General features: G+C 40.6%; 14 protein-coding genes. 2 read left to right on the forward strand and 12 right to left on the reverse strand.

Features of this window, described 5'->3' with window-relative positions:
* Positions 1–171: 171 nt before the first annotated feature.
* Together ABJE44_RS14515 and ABJE44_RS14520 are read right to left on the reverse strand one after the other, a co-directional pair.
* Positions 172–2,427, reverse strand: coding sequence for a molybdopterin cofactor-binding domain-containing protein (locus ABJE44_RS14515; protein WP_348109572.1), 2,256 nt, complete (start codon positions 2,425–2,427; stop codon positions 172–174).
* Positions 2,424–2,921: a (2Fe-2S)-binding protein gene (locus ABJE44_RS14520; RefSeq protein ID WP_348109570.1), complete on the reverse strand. Its 498-nt coding sequence runs from the start codon at positions 2,919–2,921 to the stop codon at positions 2,424–2,426. The genes ABJE44_RS14515 and ABJE44_RS14520 overlap by 4 nt, the downstream gene beginning before the upstream one ends.
* Before the next feature lie 360 nt (positions 2,922–3,281).
* Between ABJE44_RS14520 and ABJE44_RS14525 the strand changes: the two genes are divergently transcribed.
* On the forward strand, positions 3,282–3,722 hold the full coding sequence (locus tag ABJE44_RS14525; RefSeq protein ID WP_133471632.1) for a hypothetical protein: 441 nt from the start codon (positions 3,282–3,284) through the stop codon (positions 3,720–3,722).
* Between the two features lie 51 nt (positions 3,723–3,773).
* Here the strand turns inward: ABJE44_RS14525 and ABJE44_RS14530 are convergent, their stop codons facing one another.
* Positions 3,774–4,568 (reverse strand): DUF2145 domain-containing protein, encoded by a 795-nt coding sequence (locus tag ABJE44_RS14530; RefSeq protein ID WP_348109568.1) that lies wholly within the window; start codon positions 4,566–4,568, stop codon positions 3,774–3,776.
* A 55-nt stretch (positions 4,569–4,623) separates the two neighbouring features.
* A complete protein-coding gene (locus ABJE44_RS14535; protein WP_348109566.1) occupies positions 4,624–5,004 on the reverse strand; it encodes a hypothetical protein in 381 nt (126 codons plus the stop codon).
* Between the two features lie 146 nt (positions 5,005–5,150).
* On the opposite strand from ABJE44_RS14535, the gene ABJE44_RS14540 reads away from it, so the two are divergent.
* Entirely contained in the window at positions 5,151–5,885 is a 735-nt protein-coding gene (locus ABJE44_RS14540; protein WP_348109564.1) for a helix-turn-helix transcriptional regulator, read from the forward strand.
* An 18-nt stretch (positions 5,886–5,903) separates the two neighbouring features.
* Here the strand turns inward: ABJE44_RS14540 and ABJE44_RS14545 are convergent, their stop codons facing one another.
* From ABJE44_RS14545 to ABJE44_RS14580, 8 genes are all read right to left on the reverse strand, one after another.
* Positions 5,904–7,151, reverse strand: a complete 1,248-nt coding sequence (locus tag ABJE44_RS14545) for an FtsX-like permease family protein (RefSeq protein ID WP_348109562.1) — start codon at positions 7,149–7,151, stop codon at positions 5,904–5,906.
* Between the two features lie 11 nt (positions 7,152–7,162).
* On the reverse strand, positions 7,163–8,479 hold the full coding sequence (locus ABJE44_RS14550) for an ABC transporter permease (protein WP_348109560.1): 1,317 nt from the start codon (positions 8,477–8,479) through the stop codon (positions 7,163–7,165).
* 58 nt (positions 8,480–8,537) lie between these two features.
* Positions 8,538–9,203, reverse strand: coding sequence for an ABC transporter ATP-binding protein (locus tag ABJE44_RS14555; RefSeq protein WP_133471626.1), 666 nt, complete (start codon positions 9,201–9,203; stop codon positions 8,538–8,540).
* 27 nt (positions 9,204–9,230) lie between these two features.
* The gene (locus ABJE44_RS14560) at positions 9,231–10,523 is read right to left on the reverse strand and encodes an HlyD family efflux transporter periplasmic adaptor subunit (protein ID WP_348109558.1); all 1,293 of its coding nucleotides are present in this window, start codon (positions 10,521–10,523) and stop codon (positions 9,231–9,233) included.
* Between the two features lie 103 nt (positions 10,524–10,626).
* Positions 10,627–11,865 carry an FtsX-like permease family protein gene (locus ABJE44_RS14565; protein ID WP_348109556.1) on the reverse strand — a complete coding sequence of 413 codons (1,239 nt, stop codon included), beginning with the start codon at positions 11,863–11,865 and terminating at the stop codon, positions 10,627–10,629.
* Between the two features lie 12 nt (positions 11,866–11,877).
* Entirely contained in the window at positions 11,878–13,179 is a 1,302-nt protein-coding gene (locus ABJE44_RS14570) for an ABC transporter permease (RefSeq protein ID WP_348109554.1), read from the reverse strand.
* 413 nt (positions 13,180–13,592) lie between these two features.
* Positions 13,593–14,096 carry an RNA methyltransferase gene (locus ABJE44_RS14575; RefSeq protein ID WP_348109552.1) on the reverse strand — a complete coding sequence of 168 codons (504 nt, stop codon included), beginning with the start codon at positions 14,094–14,096 and terminating at the stop codon, positions 13,593–13,595.
* A 2-nt stretch (positions 14,097–14,098) separates the two neighbouring features.
* Complete coding sequence (locus tag ABJE44_RS14580) at positions 14,099–15,115, reverse strand: aldo/keto reductase (protein WP_348109550.1); 1,017 nt, start codon at positions 15,113–15,115, stop codon at positions 14,099–14,101.
* Positions 15,116–15,156 lie beyond the last annotated feature (41 nt).

Below are 15,156 nucleotides of genomic sequence, written 5' to 3' on the forward strand. Positions count from 1 at the left end.
CCAGACTTATGACATTGATTGATAAATATTTGAGCAATACATAATGCCGAAAATAGGGGCCGTTAGACGTAATGCTAACGACCCCTATCAATTCGATTAAAACCTTCATCAATCCAATATCATAAATGCACGAAATGCGAACAATTCAATGCATTTATGATTAGATCGTGTCTAAGTTTTTAACTGATTGCCAATCGGTAACTGCCTAATACGCTTGCCACATGCTGCAAAAATAGCATTACATAGTGCCGGAGCATAAACAGGAGTCGCTGGCTCGCCAACACCTGCCGGTGGTGCATCACTTGGTATAATTTCTACTTCTACTTCTAATGGCGCATCGCTCATACGTGGCACTCGGTAATCATGAAAATTACTCTGCTGTACACGGCCTTTATCAAAAGTAATACCTTCACTGATCGCAGCGGTAATACCGTATATTGACCCACCTTGGACTTGGTTTTTTACAGTATCGGTATTCACAACCGTACCGGCATCAATGCTTGCCCATGATTTTATAATCTTCAGATCACCACTATCTGATACTTCAACTTCTACCACTGTGGCAACATAGGTTAAAAAGCTTCTGTGGGCGGCGATGCCTAGGCCTCGACCTTTGGGAAGGTTTCTACCCCAACCACTCATATCTGCGACCTTTTCTATCGCATGGCGCAGCCTGCTGATATCTAAAGGATAGGTTGCTTTGTCGGCACCATAGTTGTCGTAATCAGCATTCTGCTCGGTCACATCCAAAATACGATCCGGGCCGATAGTTTCTAGTAAGTAATCTTTTTGATCTCGTCCCGCTTTATGTGCAGCTTCTGCAATAAATGATTGCACTGCAAATGCATGGAAAATATTGGATACTGAACGCATCCAACCAATTCGTGCTTTTGCGGGGGCTTCGCCACTTTCCAATTTCATGTTAGGTGTGTTTATGGGATTGTCGGTAAAGCCTAAACGTAACTCAAAGCCAAGAGGCGCGGAGGCATCTTCAATAAAAGTTGATGCAATAGGTGAAAATGCGGTGCGATGTAAATAGGCTTCTATGGCGCCATTTTTATCGAGAGACGCTTCGATATGTTGCGCCGATACGGCATGGTAAAAACTATGCTGAATGTCATCTTCACGGGTCCATTGAACTCGGATGGGCTTACCTGTTTTCATTGATAAGTAAGCGGCTTCTGCTGAAAAGTCTGGCTTAGACTTTCGACCAAAACCGCCACCTAACATAGTCACATGAACATTAATTTTTTCTTTATCCATGCCGACCATAGCCCCTACTGTAGCCATATCGGCTTGGGGATTTTGGGTAGCGGCCCATACGTCAACTCTGTCTTTATAATACATAGCAGTAGCGCAAGGGGGCTCCATCGGAGCTTGAGCTAAATGAGGTGCATAGTAATCCGCCACCAGCTTATTGCTGGCATTGGCGAGTATTTTTTCGGCTTCGCCTATCTCTCGCACCGAAGACTGCGGCGACGCAACTGTGGCGAGTAAACTAGCTTTGAAGGTTTCAGAATTATAATCAGCATGTTTGCCATCATCCCAAATGACGGATAATGCTCTACGACCTTTTATAGCAGCCCACGTGTTGTTGGCAATAATAGCAATGCCACCTTTGGGCTGAAATTGCGGCGCTCCTTGCGGGGCTGGAATTTCTACTACATCCATCACGCCATCAACTGCTTTGGCAGCGGATGCATCAAAACTTTTCGCTTTGCCACCTACAACAGGAGGCCTTACAACAACAGCAATTAAAGCTTTAGGCTCTAATACATCAGCGGCAAACGTGGCTTTCCCCATCACAATATCTTTTAAATCGATATGCTCCATGGCGGTATTGATATATCGCCAATCACTACGTTTTTTAAGGGGAATATTAGCGACTTCTGGTGGCGTGAGATCTAAAGCATCGCTTACCAATTCTGCATAACTTAGGGTCTTACCTGAGCTATGGGTAACTAAGTGCTGCTCGGCAGTACAAGAGTCTACAGATACTCCCCAACGCTTTGCTGCAGCTTGACACATTAAGTGACGAACACTGGCTCCCATCTCACGTAATCGCTGCATGTTATAGCGAATACTTCGTGAACCATCGGTATTTTGGTCTCCGTATTTGGGATCCCCTTTCCCCTGAATCACCACCACTTTATCCCAAGCGGCTTCCATCTCATCAGCCACAATTTGTGCAATAGCAGTACGAATTTGTTGACCCATTTCAGAGCGGTGACAGGTAATTTCTACAATGCCATCAGGACGCAGTGCAACAAATAAATTAGCATTTTTGGCAGACTCAGAAGGCTTGGCAAGCACCCCAGCTAATACTCTTGGGGCACCACCGGCTAAAAAGGTACCAAATACCAAAGCACCCGCTGCTGCACTGGACTTTAAAAAACCACGACGGGTTAAATCAAAATATTGGCTCATGCTTGTTCCCCTTCAGATTTAGGGTCAAAGAACTGTACTGCGGCCATAGTTTTTGAGGCTGATTTGATCGCTTTGTGGATGCGAGGATACGTACCGCAACGACAAATATTCCCCGACATGCCTTGCACGATTTCTTCATCACTTGGGGTAGGGTTACTTGCTAGCAAGCTCGCAGCTTGCATCATTTGACCACATTGACAATAACCGCACTGTGGTACCTTGTGCTCTATCCATGCTTGCTGCACAGGATGTTCACCATCTTCACTTAAACCCTCAATAGTGGTTATTTTGCTGCCTGACACCGCAGATACAGGCAATACACAAGAGCGCTGGGCTACGCCATCTATATGAACGGTGCATGCGCCGCACTGTGCCATACCGCACCCAAATTTAGGTCCAGTTAATTGCAGTTCGTCGCGCAAATACCACAGAACGGGAGTCGATGGATCACCCGAAAACTCTCGTGTTTTACCGTTGATGGTAAATTTAATCATGGTCTTGTCCTCGTTGACGTACGTAAACGATAGTCACTCGTTTTGGATACGTTTGCTGCTAAAGTAATGAAAAATGATAAAGAATAGGCTGAATTACTGCATACTACCTAAAGCGTATAAGTAGCATAGTCTGTGCAGTTAAAATAAAGGATACAATTACTTAATTCAACTGTGAAATCAGTAAATACTCATGTTGCCCCGCTGTGCTGTTCAAAACGACGTAAATGTTGAATTAAATTAGCAGTCAGAACAAACAATCCTATTATTGAGTATTTAAATGGTCATATACTTAAAGCACATAATGTTAAGTATTCCTTATGTGATGGAAACTAATATCGTTGATAGTATTTGGAGAGTAAAATGGATTTAACCATAGTCAGTGTCATATTTGGTGGTGTACTTTTATCTGCAGTGGTATTTAAGTATATCCAACGAGAAAGTCGAGCCAATTTAACATTAACTTGTTTCTTAACCTTATTTGGTTTCGCTCTAGTGGCATCACCAGCCTGGACAAATATAAGTTGGAAGTCGAGTGATATTGAATTTCAACTGGTCAGAGAGACAACTCAGCAAATGGATGATTACGTGAGGATCCTCAGTAGTTATGATTCAGTGACTCGTGATCCGCGTAACTCCGAATATGTCAGTTTAATTAGCCTAGCAACGGAACTACGTAATCAAAAGAAGAAGATAGAGGTCGCTTTATCTGAGGGTAACTTAGAGCAAGCAATTACTGAGACTAAATTAGGTACCCAACTTATTGACCGTATTGCAAATACAATGGATGCCTCTCAATCCTAAATATTTCTAGCTTTTTAAAAAGGATTGAAAATGCTCAGAGGATTAGTCATTTTAAAGAATTATAACATTGCCTTCTCCGTAAAAGTTAACACTATGCTTGGCTAAGTCATATTGTTGCAGGTAGTTGTTGATTGCACCAAAGGTAGCGGTAGCGATATCACCTGAGTGATCTTTAGTGGTTACGTCTTCCATTAACATAGAGCCGAACATGAGTTTAAAACGACTTGTTTTGATTCTTTGCGGCGTGAAGTGTGCCTGAGTGTTAGCCTTAAGTTGTGGGATATTTGTTGTTTCATAAATGGCTGCGTTTATTAGGTCCAGTGTATATTCAGTACAATTCTGCTTTTGACTATTCATAGGGTTAGCAATAACTGAATATTTGGGGTTATGTAATTGGGTGTTTTTACCTGTGGCAATTAGGTTTATAAGCCTTGTTTGAATTTCATCACTGGGAATAATTATTCCTGCTTTCAACTGTTGAGCCCCCCAGAAAAAATCGACTGGATAATCTTGTATAAGCTGACTTTTATTTGGGTGCCCCTCTACCTGATATAAATTATGAATGGCATAGCCTTTTGCTATTTCACCATTATCTAATTGAATCGTTGAATACACAGCAATGGCGGTATGGGTATAGTGAATACCTTTAGGCAAGTCTTTTTCAGCTCTTCCTACGCGGGCAATGATAAAGGCTCTTGCGCCTTGCTGTGCGGCATACTTTTCAACATCTTTTGCAAATTTAACAATCTTCTCTGGGGCAATTGTTGCTGACTGGTTTGCTTGACTGCCAGCGTTGACAGTGACGCTAAATATGCTGATAAGCGCGATTAATATATATTTTTTCATCGTGACCTCATTTATTCATGCCTGCTAGGTATTACCCCAGCAAGCCTAAGATTAACTACTGAGTATGTGTAATAGTGTGTTTTTGTTGGATCTTTATAGTTTGATTAGGTGCAGGATCAGCGGTAATTGTGGTTTCTGTGATGACTAATGGGCCGCTATTTTTATTTGATGATTCAACACTGTGGTTTGCAGAGTCTGCCAGTGCCGAACCAGCCGCCATACTGGCGGTACCTGAGACTACAGCCGCACTTCCTACCACAATCACAGGTGTGGCAATAACAGCGCTTGCAACGGTTGCGGTAGAGGCCACACCATGTGTAACTGCTAGCACTGAATGTTTACTGGCCTTTGAAGTGTGATGTGCAGAGTCTGTCGCCAAAGCCGGCAACGTACTTAATGAGAGTGAAAAAATTAACGCCTTGATAGTCAGTTTCATTGTTATTCCTTAATTATTTATTGCTTATGAAATGCTCAATAACTTTATGCTGTAGTATTTAAAACGTAAACAGTTCTGAATTATGTATACTTGCAAAACACTTTTGGTATAGTTTATTGATACTTTTATAGGCTAATAGGGTTAACGTGAGTCAGATAAGTCAAATTAATCAAACATTAAAGTCGTTACTTAGACAGCAGCATATTACTTACAAAGATATCGCAGCTAGGTTAGATATGAGTGAAGCGAATATTAAGCGCATTTTTTCTACTCAGAGTTTTACACTGCAGCGTTTAGAACAAATATGTGATGTGCTTAATATGACTATGGCTGATTTATTTGCGTTAACTCAAAAGCAGGTGCAGCAAATTAGTCAGTTGACGGTTGAACAAGAAAGCGAGTTATTGGCAGATCCTAAATTGCTTTTGATTGCTGTATGTGTCCGTGATGCGTGGAAATTTGATGAAATTGTAAACTACTATGATATTGATAAACTTGAGTGTATTAGGTTATTGGCAAGATTAGATAAATTGAAAATAATTGATTTATTACCTAATAATCATTTTAAGTCTCTGATTGCTCAAGATTTTAGATGGATACCTGGTGGGCCGCTGGAGCGGTTTATGGAACAAGAGGTGTTAGTTAAATTTATGGCACCCAAACAAAATGAACAATGGTTATTTAGGTTTTACCTGCGGGGGCGCTACTCTCAGTCTTCTATCGATATAATCCAGCGTAAGCTTAATCAACTAACTAAAGAAGCGGCTGCTCTTAATCTTGAAGATTCAGATTTACCGTTAAACAAAAGACAGCATATTGGATTATTAATGGCAATGCGTCCTTGGGAGCCTTCTTTATTTGAAAATATGCGCAGAGCCTAAGCGCTACGCATATATGTTTTAAACTGTTCTGGTCGCCAGGGCAGGGGGGATATTCGCTGCTTTTTTAGCAGGCCCAAATACCGCGGCTTGCCCAACAAGCCAAAGTACTAGCATACCAATAGGGATGTAGAACCAATCTAGTCTGTCTAACCCAAATGCGTTAACGAGTATTACATTCAAGATAACGGTTAATATGGCACCTAAGAGCACACCGATACTACTGATTAAAAAGTTTTCAAACATGAAGTAACGGATTATGGTCCCTTGAGTGGCACCTAGGGCGCGTCTAGTACCAATTTGCTTTTTGCGCTGATTCACACTAAAGCTGGCTAAGCCGACAATTCCTAGGGCAGTGACGATTGTGAGTATGACCATTACGGTTGTCAAAATTTTAATCATGGCTGTATGGCCACGGTAGCTGCGTTCTCGGGTTTCTTCAATGCTGCGCATACCTTTGATTAATCTTTGATTGTTACTGTTAGCCAATAATTCTTCAACTTGATTCATTAAGGTGTCTCGCATACCTGGCTCTGAGCGAATAAAGTAACGGCTACCTTTAAATGATTGTCTTTCAGGAGACAGCATAACATTCTCAACGTTACTCCAGTTTACCCATGGCGCTTGTAACTTATCGATTATCCCAACGACTACCATAGGGTCGATGTCGTTTATATAAACTGTTTTACCCACAACCTCGGCATAATGGATATCTGGAAATAAGTTTTCTGCCATGGCCTTGGTGATAATGGTTTTGTTTGGCCAGTCTACTTGCCCTACGGTTCGTAAACTTATATCACTAGGAGCAAAGTTCTCTCCGGCAATTATTTCTACATCTAATGCATTAACACCATGGTCATCTACCATGTAAACGGCGGTACCTACCGCATCGTGCTCCACACCTGATTGAGTTTTTAATCCCATAGACCAACCACTGTTACTATTGGGTACGGCATTAGTTTGAATCGCATCGACTACACCGGGTAACGCCCGTAACATAGTGAGGTCTTCTTCAACAGTATTAGGGACATTGAAGTTTTCACCAAACCCTACGCTTGTAAGGTAAAAGCTATTTTCGTTGTCTATGCCGCTATCCCGTTGCATGTCTTTGTTTCGCTCAACAATGATATAAACTGAGTTAACTATGATTGTCATGGTTATCGCAATTTGTAATGCGATAAGTATTGCACCTACCTTGTTTCGTAGCATGGCTCTTAAAATAGGACCCAGTTCCCAATTTGTTGACGTCTGAGGTTGTGACTGTTTCATCTTCACTTTCCTTATTGGCTTTTTAATTGGCTGGCGGGGGAGATATTACAAGCACGCCAAGTGGGATATAAACCGGCTGCGATACTTGATACCAAAGCGATGACTAATGCAACGACGATCATAGATGCGTCTAGGGAGGCCAAGTCATCAACGAAATCACCGTATAATGATTTGATACCTTGTAACCCCACTAACGTTAGCCCTAAACCGGCAACACCACCAACTAAGCCAATACAGGCGGTTTCGACAATGTGCTGTTTAAATACATCAGCTTTAGACGCGCCAACTGCTAATCGCAAACCAATTTCTGAAGACTTTCCTGTGAATTTAGCAAGCAGTAATCCAATGGTGTTTAATAAGCACACAAGTAAAAACATAAAAGATAACCACATCATCATTTTGGCATCTTCCTCAACCACTTCTCGTCGCTCCATCCATTCCATCACATCGTTTAAACGGTTGTGTAAAGGGCGTGGGAAGCGACCTAATTCTTTTTGAGAACGTACATAATTATTTAAAAAGTCTAAGTAATCTGCTTCTGCCTGGGCATTGGGGAGTTCGACCCACATTTGGGTGTTAATACATTCTGAACGTAAGAATGCGGCATAACCTTCACCATCAGGGCTTTTCCAACAGTTGTTGTTGCCCCAGTTAGGCAGCTCTAGGTCTTCTTTTAGTGAAAACGGCATAAATAGCTCTTCGGTTTCGTTAAAAGGGCCGTTATTCACATCATAAAATTTAGGCATGACTTCCCATGTGTCAATCACACCCACAACTTGAAAATGCCTACCCGCTATCACAATATTTTTACCTATGGAGTTTTCGCCTCCAAAAACACTCTCATTTGTACGTTTACTGAGGACCACGACTTGCTCGCGATTACTATCTGAGTTGTTATCCCATGGGCCACCATATAAAAAGGGAACCTCAAACATAGCAAAAAAGTCTGTATAGGCTAAACGGATTGATGCTTCAAAGGGCTTAGATTCGCTGTCTTGAGGCTCAATTATTGCGCCTGACATACTCATAGCTGATTGTCTTAGCGCTTTTTTTGCATGGGTTAAATTAGTCGCATCTGTCCAGGTTAATTGGTTGGGTAGGGCATCTTCGTCATCATTAAATGGATTATTAGGATCCCAGTTGTCGACTTGAATGTGAAATAATTGCTCACTCTTGTGAGGAATTGGGTTGGCTGACATCAAGTAGTTAACGGTAATAGTGGTCATACTCGCGCCAATGCCAAGGGCTATGGCTGTTACCATTAACAAGCTAAGAATAGGATTTCTTTTAAAGCTCTTAAAGGCTAATTTAATATAGTAATTAAACATGGGAATATTCCTGGTTGATACATGTTGCTGAGGTTTAAAGGACTTGTTACTCAGCGGCTTAAAGCTCACTCACTTGGCCATCTCTAACATAAATATTACGTCTAGCCTGTTTAGCGAGGTCTGCATCATGTGTCACCATAATGATGGTTGTCCCGGCATCGTTAATGGTTTTGAGTAATTCCATTACGCTATTTGCCATTTTGGTATCTAGGTTACCTGTAGGTTCATCTGCCAGTAAAAAACGGGGCTCACCTGCTAATGCCCTTGCGATAGCAACACGCTGTTGTTGACCACCAGAAAGTTGTGAAGGAAGGTGTTTCATACGTTGCGCTAGGCCAACCATTTCTAGGCTGTTTTCAATTCTTTTTTTACGCTCAGCGCTGTTAAAACCGCGATAGCGCAAAGGTACGTCCACGTTATCAAACAGGTTTAAGTCGGGTATCAAGTTAAAGCCTTGAAATATAAACCCGATTTTTTCATTTCTTAGTTGACTTCGGTGCTTATCATTTAGGTTACTGACATCTTGCCCATCTAATTCATAGGTACCGCCATCGAAGGTTTCTAGTAGCCCAGCGATATTCAAAAACGTTGTTTTACCTGAGCCTGATGGGCCGGTTACCGCTACAAAATCTCCTTCACCAACTTGGAGATTGAAGTCTTTTAGTGCATGGGTCTCTACTAAGTCTGTACGAAATACCTTTTTAACATCGGTCATTTTTAACATCATTGATTCCTAGTTATTGTTCTTTTTTTAATTGGTAATAAGGACACTCTGCGCGCCATTAAATTGATCTGTACCGGACACAATTATAGTGTCGCCTACCGCTAAACCTTCTAATATTTGAACGCTAGATAAGCTCCGAGCACCTGTAAGTATGCTGATACGCTGTGCCATATCATTTTGAATTTTGTATGCAACTCTGCCGTTACCTGTCTCTAAAAACTGACCTCGTTGAACCATGAGCACATCTTGTTTATTTTCCATGAGTACTCGGGTGGTTAACCTTTGATTTTGGCGTAACCCTTTGGGCTGGCTAATTGAGTCATCGGTAGAGGCCATAAAACGTACACGGCCGCTTACTTGGTTGTTTTCTATTTCAGGAGAAATGGTGACTAGCTTTGCTAAGTGGGTCTCACCATTTAGGGTGACTTCAGCTGTCATACCTATGGCCAAATCATCTGCGTAACTTTCTGGAATATCGACTTCAAGCTCAAACTCTGATAAATCTACCACGCTTAATATGGCCTGATTTTTGGCAACTTGGTTTTTTTGTTCTACCGATAAATTACCCACCAATCCATCTACTGGTGAGCGCAGGGTAAGCTCCGCAACTTTACGGCTTAAGTCTTCAACTAGTAGGGTTTGACGCTCTACGAATAACTTCTTGGCTTTTACTTCAAATGCTAGGCTTTCTAAATTTAGTTCGGCATCTTTTACTGAATGTTTATAAACCAACTTGGCATTTTCTAATTCGTCTTGGGCTTTTTCGTAATCTATTTGGCTTATAGACTGACTTTTAAACGCTTTATCAGCTCGGCGTTTTTCTCTATCTGCTGCAGTTAAGGCTACTTTAGCAAGATCTACTGCTTTTTGATTAACTAGAGCTTGTTTATTTGATTGAATTTTTTGCCTATCAAGCTCTAACTGTAAACGCTGCAGGGCAGACTCTTCTTGTTTTAATTGGTTGGTTAACTCTGGGCTTTCGATTACCGCTAGAGTTTGTCCTTTTACTACGCTATCTCCAGCGTCCACTTCAAATGATATCGTGCCTTGTGCTGGGCTATACAATTTAGGACTTACTGCTGCAACTACTCTACCTTGTACTGATAAGTCTCGTATTAAGTCTCCTCTGGTAACCGTAGCAGTTCTAATTCTTTGAGCTGAAATACTGGTATCAGAATTGGACCAATTGCTTAATGAGGGCGCTAATGTGAAATAGAGAACAATAGCGACGACGGCTAAGATTAAAATTATCCAAATGGCTTTTTTGTTTTTCTTTTTTTGAACAAGTGTGTCTTGGCCGCTAGTGTCTGCGATTCTCATTTTTATTCCTGAATATTGCACAATCAAGGGGTAAGTCGATTGCTTTAGTTAAAAAGTTTAAATGTATCTTAAATTTATTTTTGAGGCTTAGCTTAAGTATCCGTTAATTACCTTGAGTTGCGGTAATAGGGGAAACTCTTACTGCTTTTAGAATAGGCTTAATAGTGGCGATAATATTCAATAAATACATAACTAGAGCTGCAATTATTAAATAGCTAATAGGTAATTTTTGAAAAGCATGTTGCTCCACCAAAAATACATTAAGGGCGATAGCAAATACAGTGCCTATAACGATCCCAATTGAGGTAATAATTAAATTTTCTAAAAGAAAATACCTGAAAATATCATACTTATTTGCCCCTAGTGCGCGGCGTATTCCTATCTGTTTTGTTTGTTTTAATATCATTAAAGAGGTAGCACCAGTAATCCCTAACCCCACAATAAAAGACAGAGAAACTATCACCACCAACAAAATGGTCAGTGCTGCTAAATCAGCACCATAAACCTCTTTTTTAGCGTCTGATATACTTTTCATTTTTCGTATTAAGCGCTGTTTGTTACCTAAAGCTAGGGTGCTTTCGATTTCACTCATCATATCTTCAAGTGTGCCTGGTTTTACTCTTATTAGGTATCGTGAAGAGTTATGCGTAACCACTGAAGGTGTGATAAAACTATGTTCTAAATGCTTCCAACCCGGCCAAGGTGCATGCAAGGTTTTGATAACTCCTTTAACAATAACTAATTGATTATTATTAATATAAATTGGCTTTCCTAAGGTGGATAGCCAGTCATCTGTATCAAATAAAGCCTTGGCTGTACGAGTCGTTAGTAATACATGGGACGCAAACTTAGAGGTATGCGGAGATGTCCAAATTACTTCATTTACAGAGAAGTTTTCTCCTGCAATTAACTCTAAACCGAATGCTTCGATACCATGCTCATCTAGTTTATAACTGGCAGCTGGTATTGGAGATTGGCTATCTTGGTTAGTACTTAAAGCAAACTCATCACCACTATTACTGTAAGGAAAAGAGTTAGTTTTTACGGCATTTACAACATCTGGTAGGGTTCTGATTTTTGCAAGATCTGACTGAATAGTATTTTGAATATTAAAGTTATCTGTAAAGCCTGAGCTTGTTAAGAAGAAGCTGTTAGACTCATCGATTCCACTGAGAGTATTGATAGTTTGAAATCTATCCACGGCTATAAATAGTCCATTTGCTATTACTGCTAAAGCGATGGATATTTGGGAAATTAATATGAGGGTTGGGTATTTTTGACGGGCCAAAGTCCGAAAAATTGGTGGAATTGATAGGCGCGTGATAAATACTTTTACATTCATTTTAAGGCACCTCTACGTTAAGTGTTTGGCTATTGGAGTACGGTTTAAAAACCAAATTGGGCCAAGTGCACTCATCAGGCTAGATAGTATGCTTAAACCAAAAGCAAAACTAATTAAGGTTAGGTCTAAGGTTAAGAAAGTACTGAAATTCGGATATAAATAGCTGATACCTTGTAAGCCAAACAAGCTAAATATTAATCCAAATATCCCTCCTAAAAATCCCAAAATCATGGCTTCAATCATAGATTGTAAAAAGATGTTTTGCTGATTGGCACCTAAGGCTCGCCTAAGCGCTACTTCATGGGTGCTGGCAGTAAATTTTGTGCTAATTAAACTTGCAGCATTAAATAAACATACAAATAAAAAAAGTAGGGCTAGGCTAAAAAACACATAGATATCTTTACTCACCACTCTTTTATAACTAAGCCATTGGTTGATATCTAATAATATGTTGTTAATAGGGCGTGCAAAACGCCCCAATTGTTTTTGTTGTTGAACGTAGGAGGTTAAGTAAAACTTGTAGTCAGAGATATGTGTTAGGTCGTCGACCTCAACCCATAACTCAAAGTTAGTACACTCTGAATTTAGGAAGCCTTGATAGCTATCTCCTAGATTGGTTTCCCAGCAATTGGTGATACCACCATGTGGTAGCTCTAAATCAGCTTTAATTTGAAAAGGTATATACAAGTCTTCTGGTTTACTAAAAGCGCCATATACCATGTCATAAAATTTAGGGGAGGGGTGCCAATCGTCTAAAACGCCTACAACTGTAAATATCTTGCCTAGCATAGGTAAAATTTTACCTACTGAATTTTCCCCTGCAAATACTCTTTCGTTAACTTCTTTAGTTAAAACTGTGACGTACTTTGCCTCATTAGGCTCAGCATTTTGCCAGCCTTGACCATACAGAAATGGCACGTTAAACATAGGGAAAAATTCGCCATGGGTGGCACGCATTACCCCTAAAAAGGGAGCAGCGTTTTTGCCTGTTGGCGTTACCATTCCCCAAGTGATGGCACTGGCTGCTTGGTATTTGGCTTGTTTAGCGGCAACAATATTGGTAGCGTCTTGCCAAGTCACTTGCTCTGGCGGTAAGTTCGGTTCAATAGCGGCCTTATTGGGGTCCCAGTTATCTAGTTGAACATGTAACACCCTTGCACTTTTAGTAGGTAAGGGATCCGCAGACATTAAATAAATTAATGCATAGGTAATCACACAGGCAGCTATGCCTAAACTGATAGTCAATACAATTAAGGCCGTTAAATTAGCGTGTTTGAATGTATTTTTATAGGCTAATTCAAACGTGTAATTCATAGTATTAACACTTTTGTTAGAACTTGATGTCTAATTTGTTTATTATTATTTTTCAACGACATACCTTCTTTTTACAGCAAGTTCACGACAGTTGTTATTATTTGTAAGGGTAAGATAGTTTCACTACTGTGTCTACTAATGTTATTTAAGCGTGTTCATAGACCAGCCATTTTTCTAATGCTTGTGTATGAGGCTTTAAATAGTGACCGTTTAACTTACATTAACATTTAGGTTGCACTTAATGATTGCGCAGTAACAAAAAAGGAAGTAATCAGAAATGAGCAGAAGCGCATAGTGGCAGTAGTGTAAAGGATTTAACTGATGATATGTTTGTAGATGAGTTGCTCAGTAGTGTAGGTTTTAATGGCGTACCAGTAATCCTAAGCTGTGTTTGTCCCTTAGGCTAACAGGGTTTACTTATTAACCTTAGTTCGATTATTTGTGTCTCTACTTGTTTCAATCACAGAATTATCTTTCGGCATCGCAGCCGTTTTAGCAAGTCTGTCATACAACAACACATTTACCGTTGCCGCTAGGTTCATACAACCGATAGTGGGGATGTAAACCACTTGGTCACATTGGTCTATAACGTCTTGTTCAATTGAGCCGTCTTCGGGTCCAAAAATATACAAGGCGTTTTCTGGATGTACAAATAGTGGTAATGGCGTAGCGCCCTCAACGAGTTCAATGGCCACTTTTGTTAAATGCTTGTCTGATTCAAGATCAATAATTTTGTCCACCTGCGTAACAGGGATATCTTGATGTACGTTTTTAGTATCGGTACTAAAGGCCCGAGCACGGGCGTAGCGTTCGCCGGTATAACGGATACTATGGGCTTGGTAATTTCCTGCTGCTCTTAAGATGCTACCCATATTTTGTGGGCTTTTAGGGTTAGTAATGGCTAGGTGAGTTTGCACATTTATGACTCTAGTATTTGGTTGATGTTTGTTAACTCTGATTCACTAAACGTTAGATTATCTAGTGCTGCGACACAGTCTTCTATCTGGCTCACTTTACTCGCGCCTATTATGGCACTGGTTACCGCTTGGTTGCTTAAAACCCACGCTACGGCCATTTGTGCAAGTGATTGATCTCTTTGCTGTGCTAGAGAATTTAATTGTGAAATTTTATCTAGCTTGTCTTTTCCAATATTATCTTCACTTAAGTAAATTTGTTCTAAACGTGCTGCCCTAGAGTTTTCGGGGATCCCCTTTAAATATTTGTTTGTCAATAAGCCTTGCGCTAGTGGCGAAAACACTATTGAGCCGACATTTTCATCGAGTAACACATCGGTTAACCCATCTTCAATCCAGCGGTCAAACATGTTGTAGCTAGGTTGATGTATAAGTAGCGGTGTACCTAAATCTTCTAATATGCGGATAGCTTGTTTGGTATGGACTGGCGAATAGCTAGAAATACCAACATACAAGGCTCTACCTGATCGCACTATGTAATCGAGCGCTTGCATGGTTTCTTCGAGGGGAGTGTCTGGATCATAACAATGGGAATAAAATACGTCGAAATAGTCAAGCCCGGTTCGTTTTAAGCTTTGGTCACAACTAGAAATTAGGTATTTTCTTGAGCCGCCAATTCCATAGGGGCCAGGCCACATGTCGTACCCTGCTTTACTTGAAACCAATATTTCATCTCTGTATGGCTTCAAACTATTAGTCATGACCTTTCCAAAGGTGCTTTCTGCTGAGCCAAAGGGAGGACCATAATTATTAGCTAAGTCAAAATGATTGATACCAAGATCAAAAGCACGATGCAACATAGTTTGAGCGTTACTGAAGGAGTCAACTTCACCAAAGTTTTGCCAAAGCCCAAGAGATAAGGCAGGTAGCCGTAAACCACTCTTACCACAACGGCGGTAAGGCATGTTTTCGTAACGATTTGCTGCTGCAGAATACTGGGGGGTTGGGTCTTTGGTTATCATTTTTTAATCAGCCTAAAATAAACAGCGGCTAGCCTAAACCA

The organism is Paraglaciecola sp. (genome assembly GCF_039942875.1).
Classification (GTDB): domain Bacteria; phylum Pseudomonadota; class Gammaproteobacteria; order Enterobacterales; family Alteromonadaceae; genus Paraglaciecola.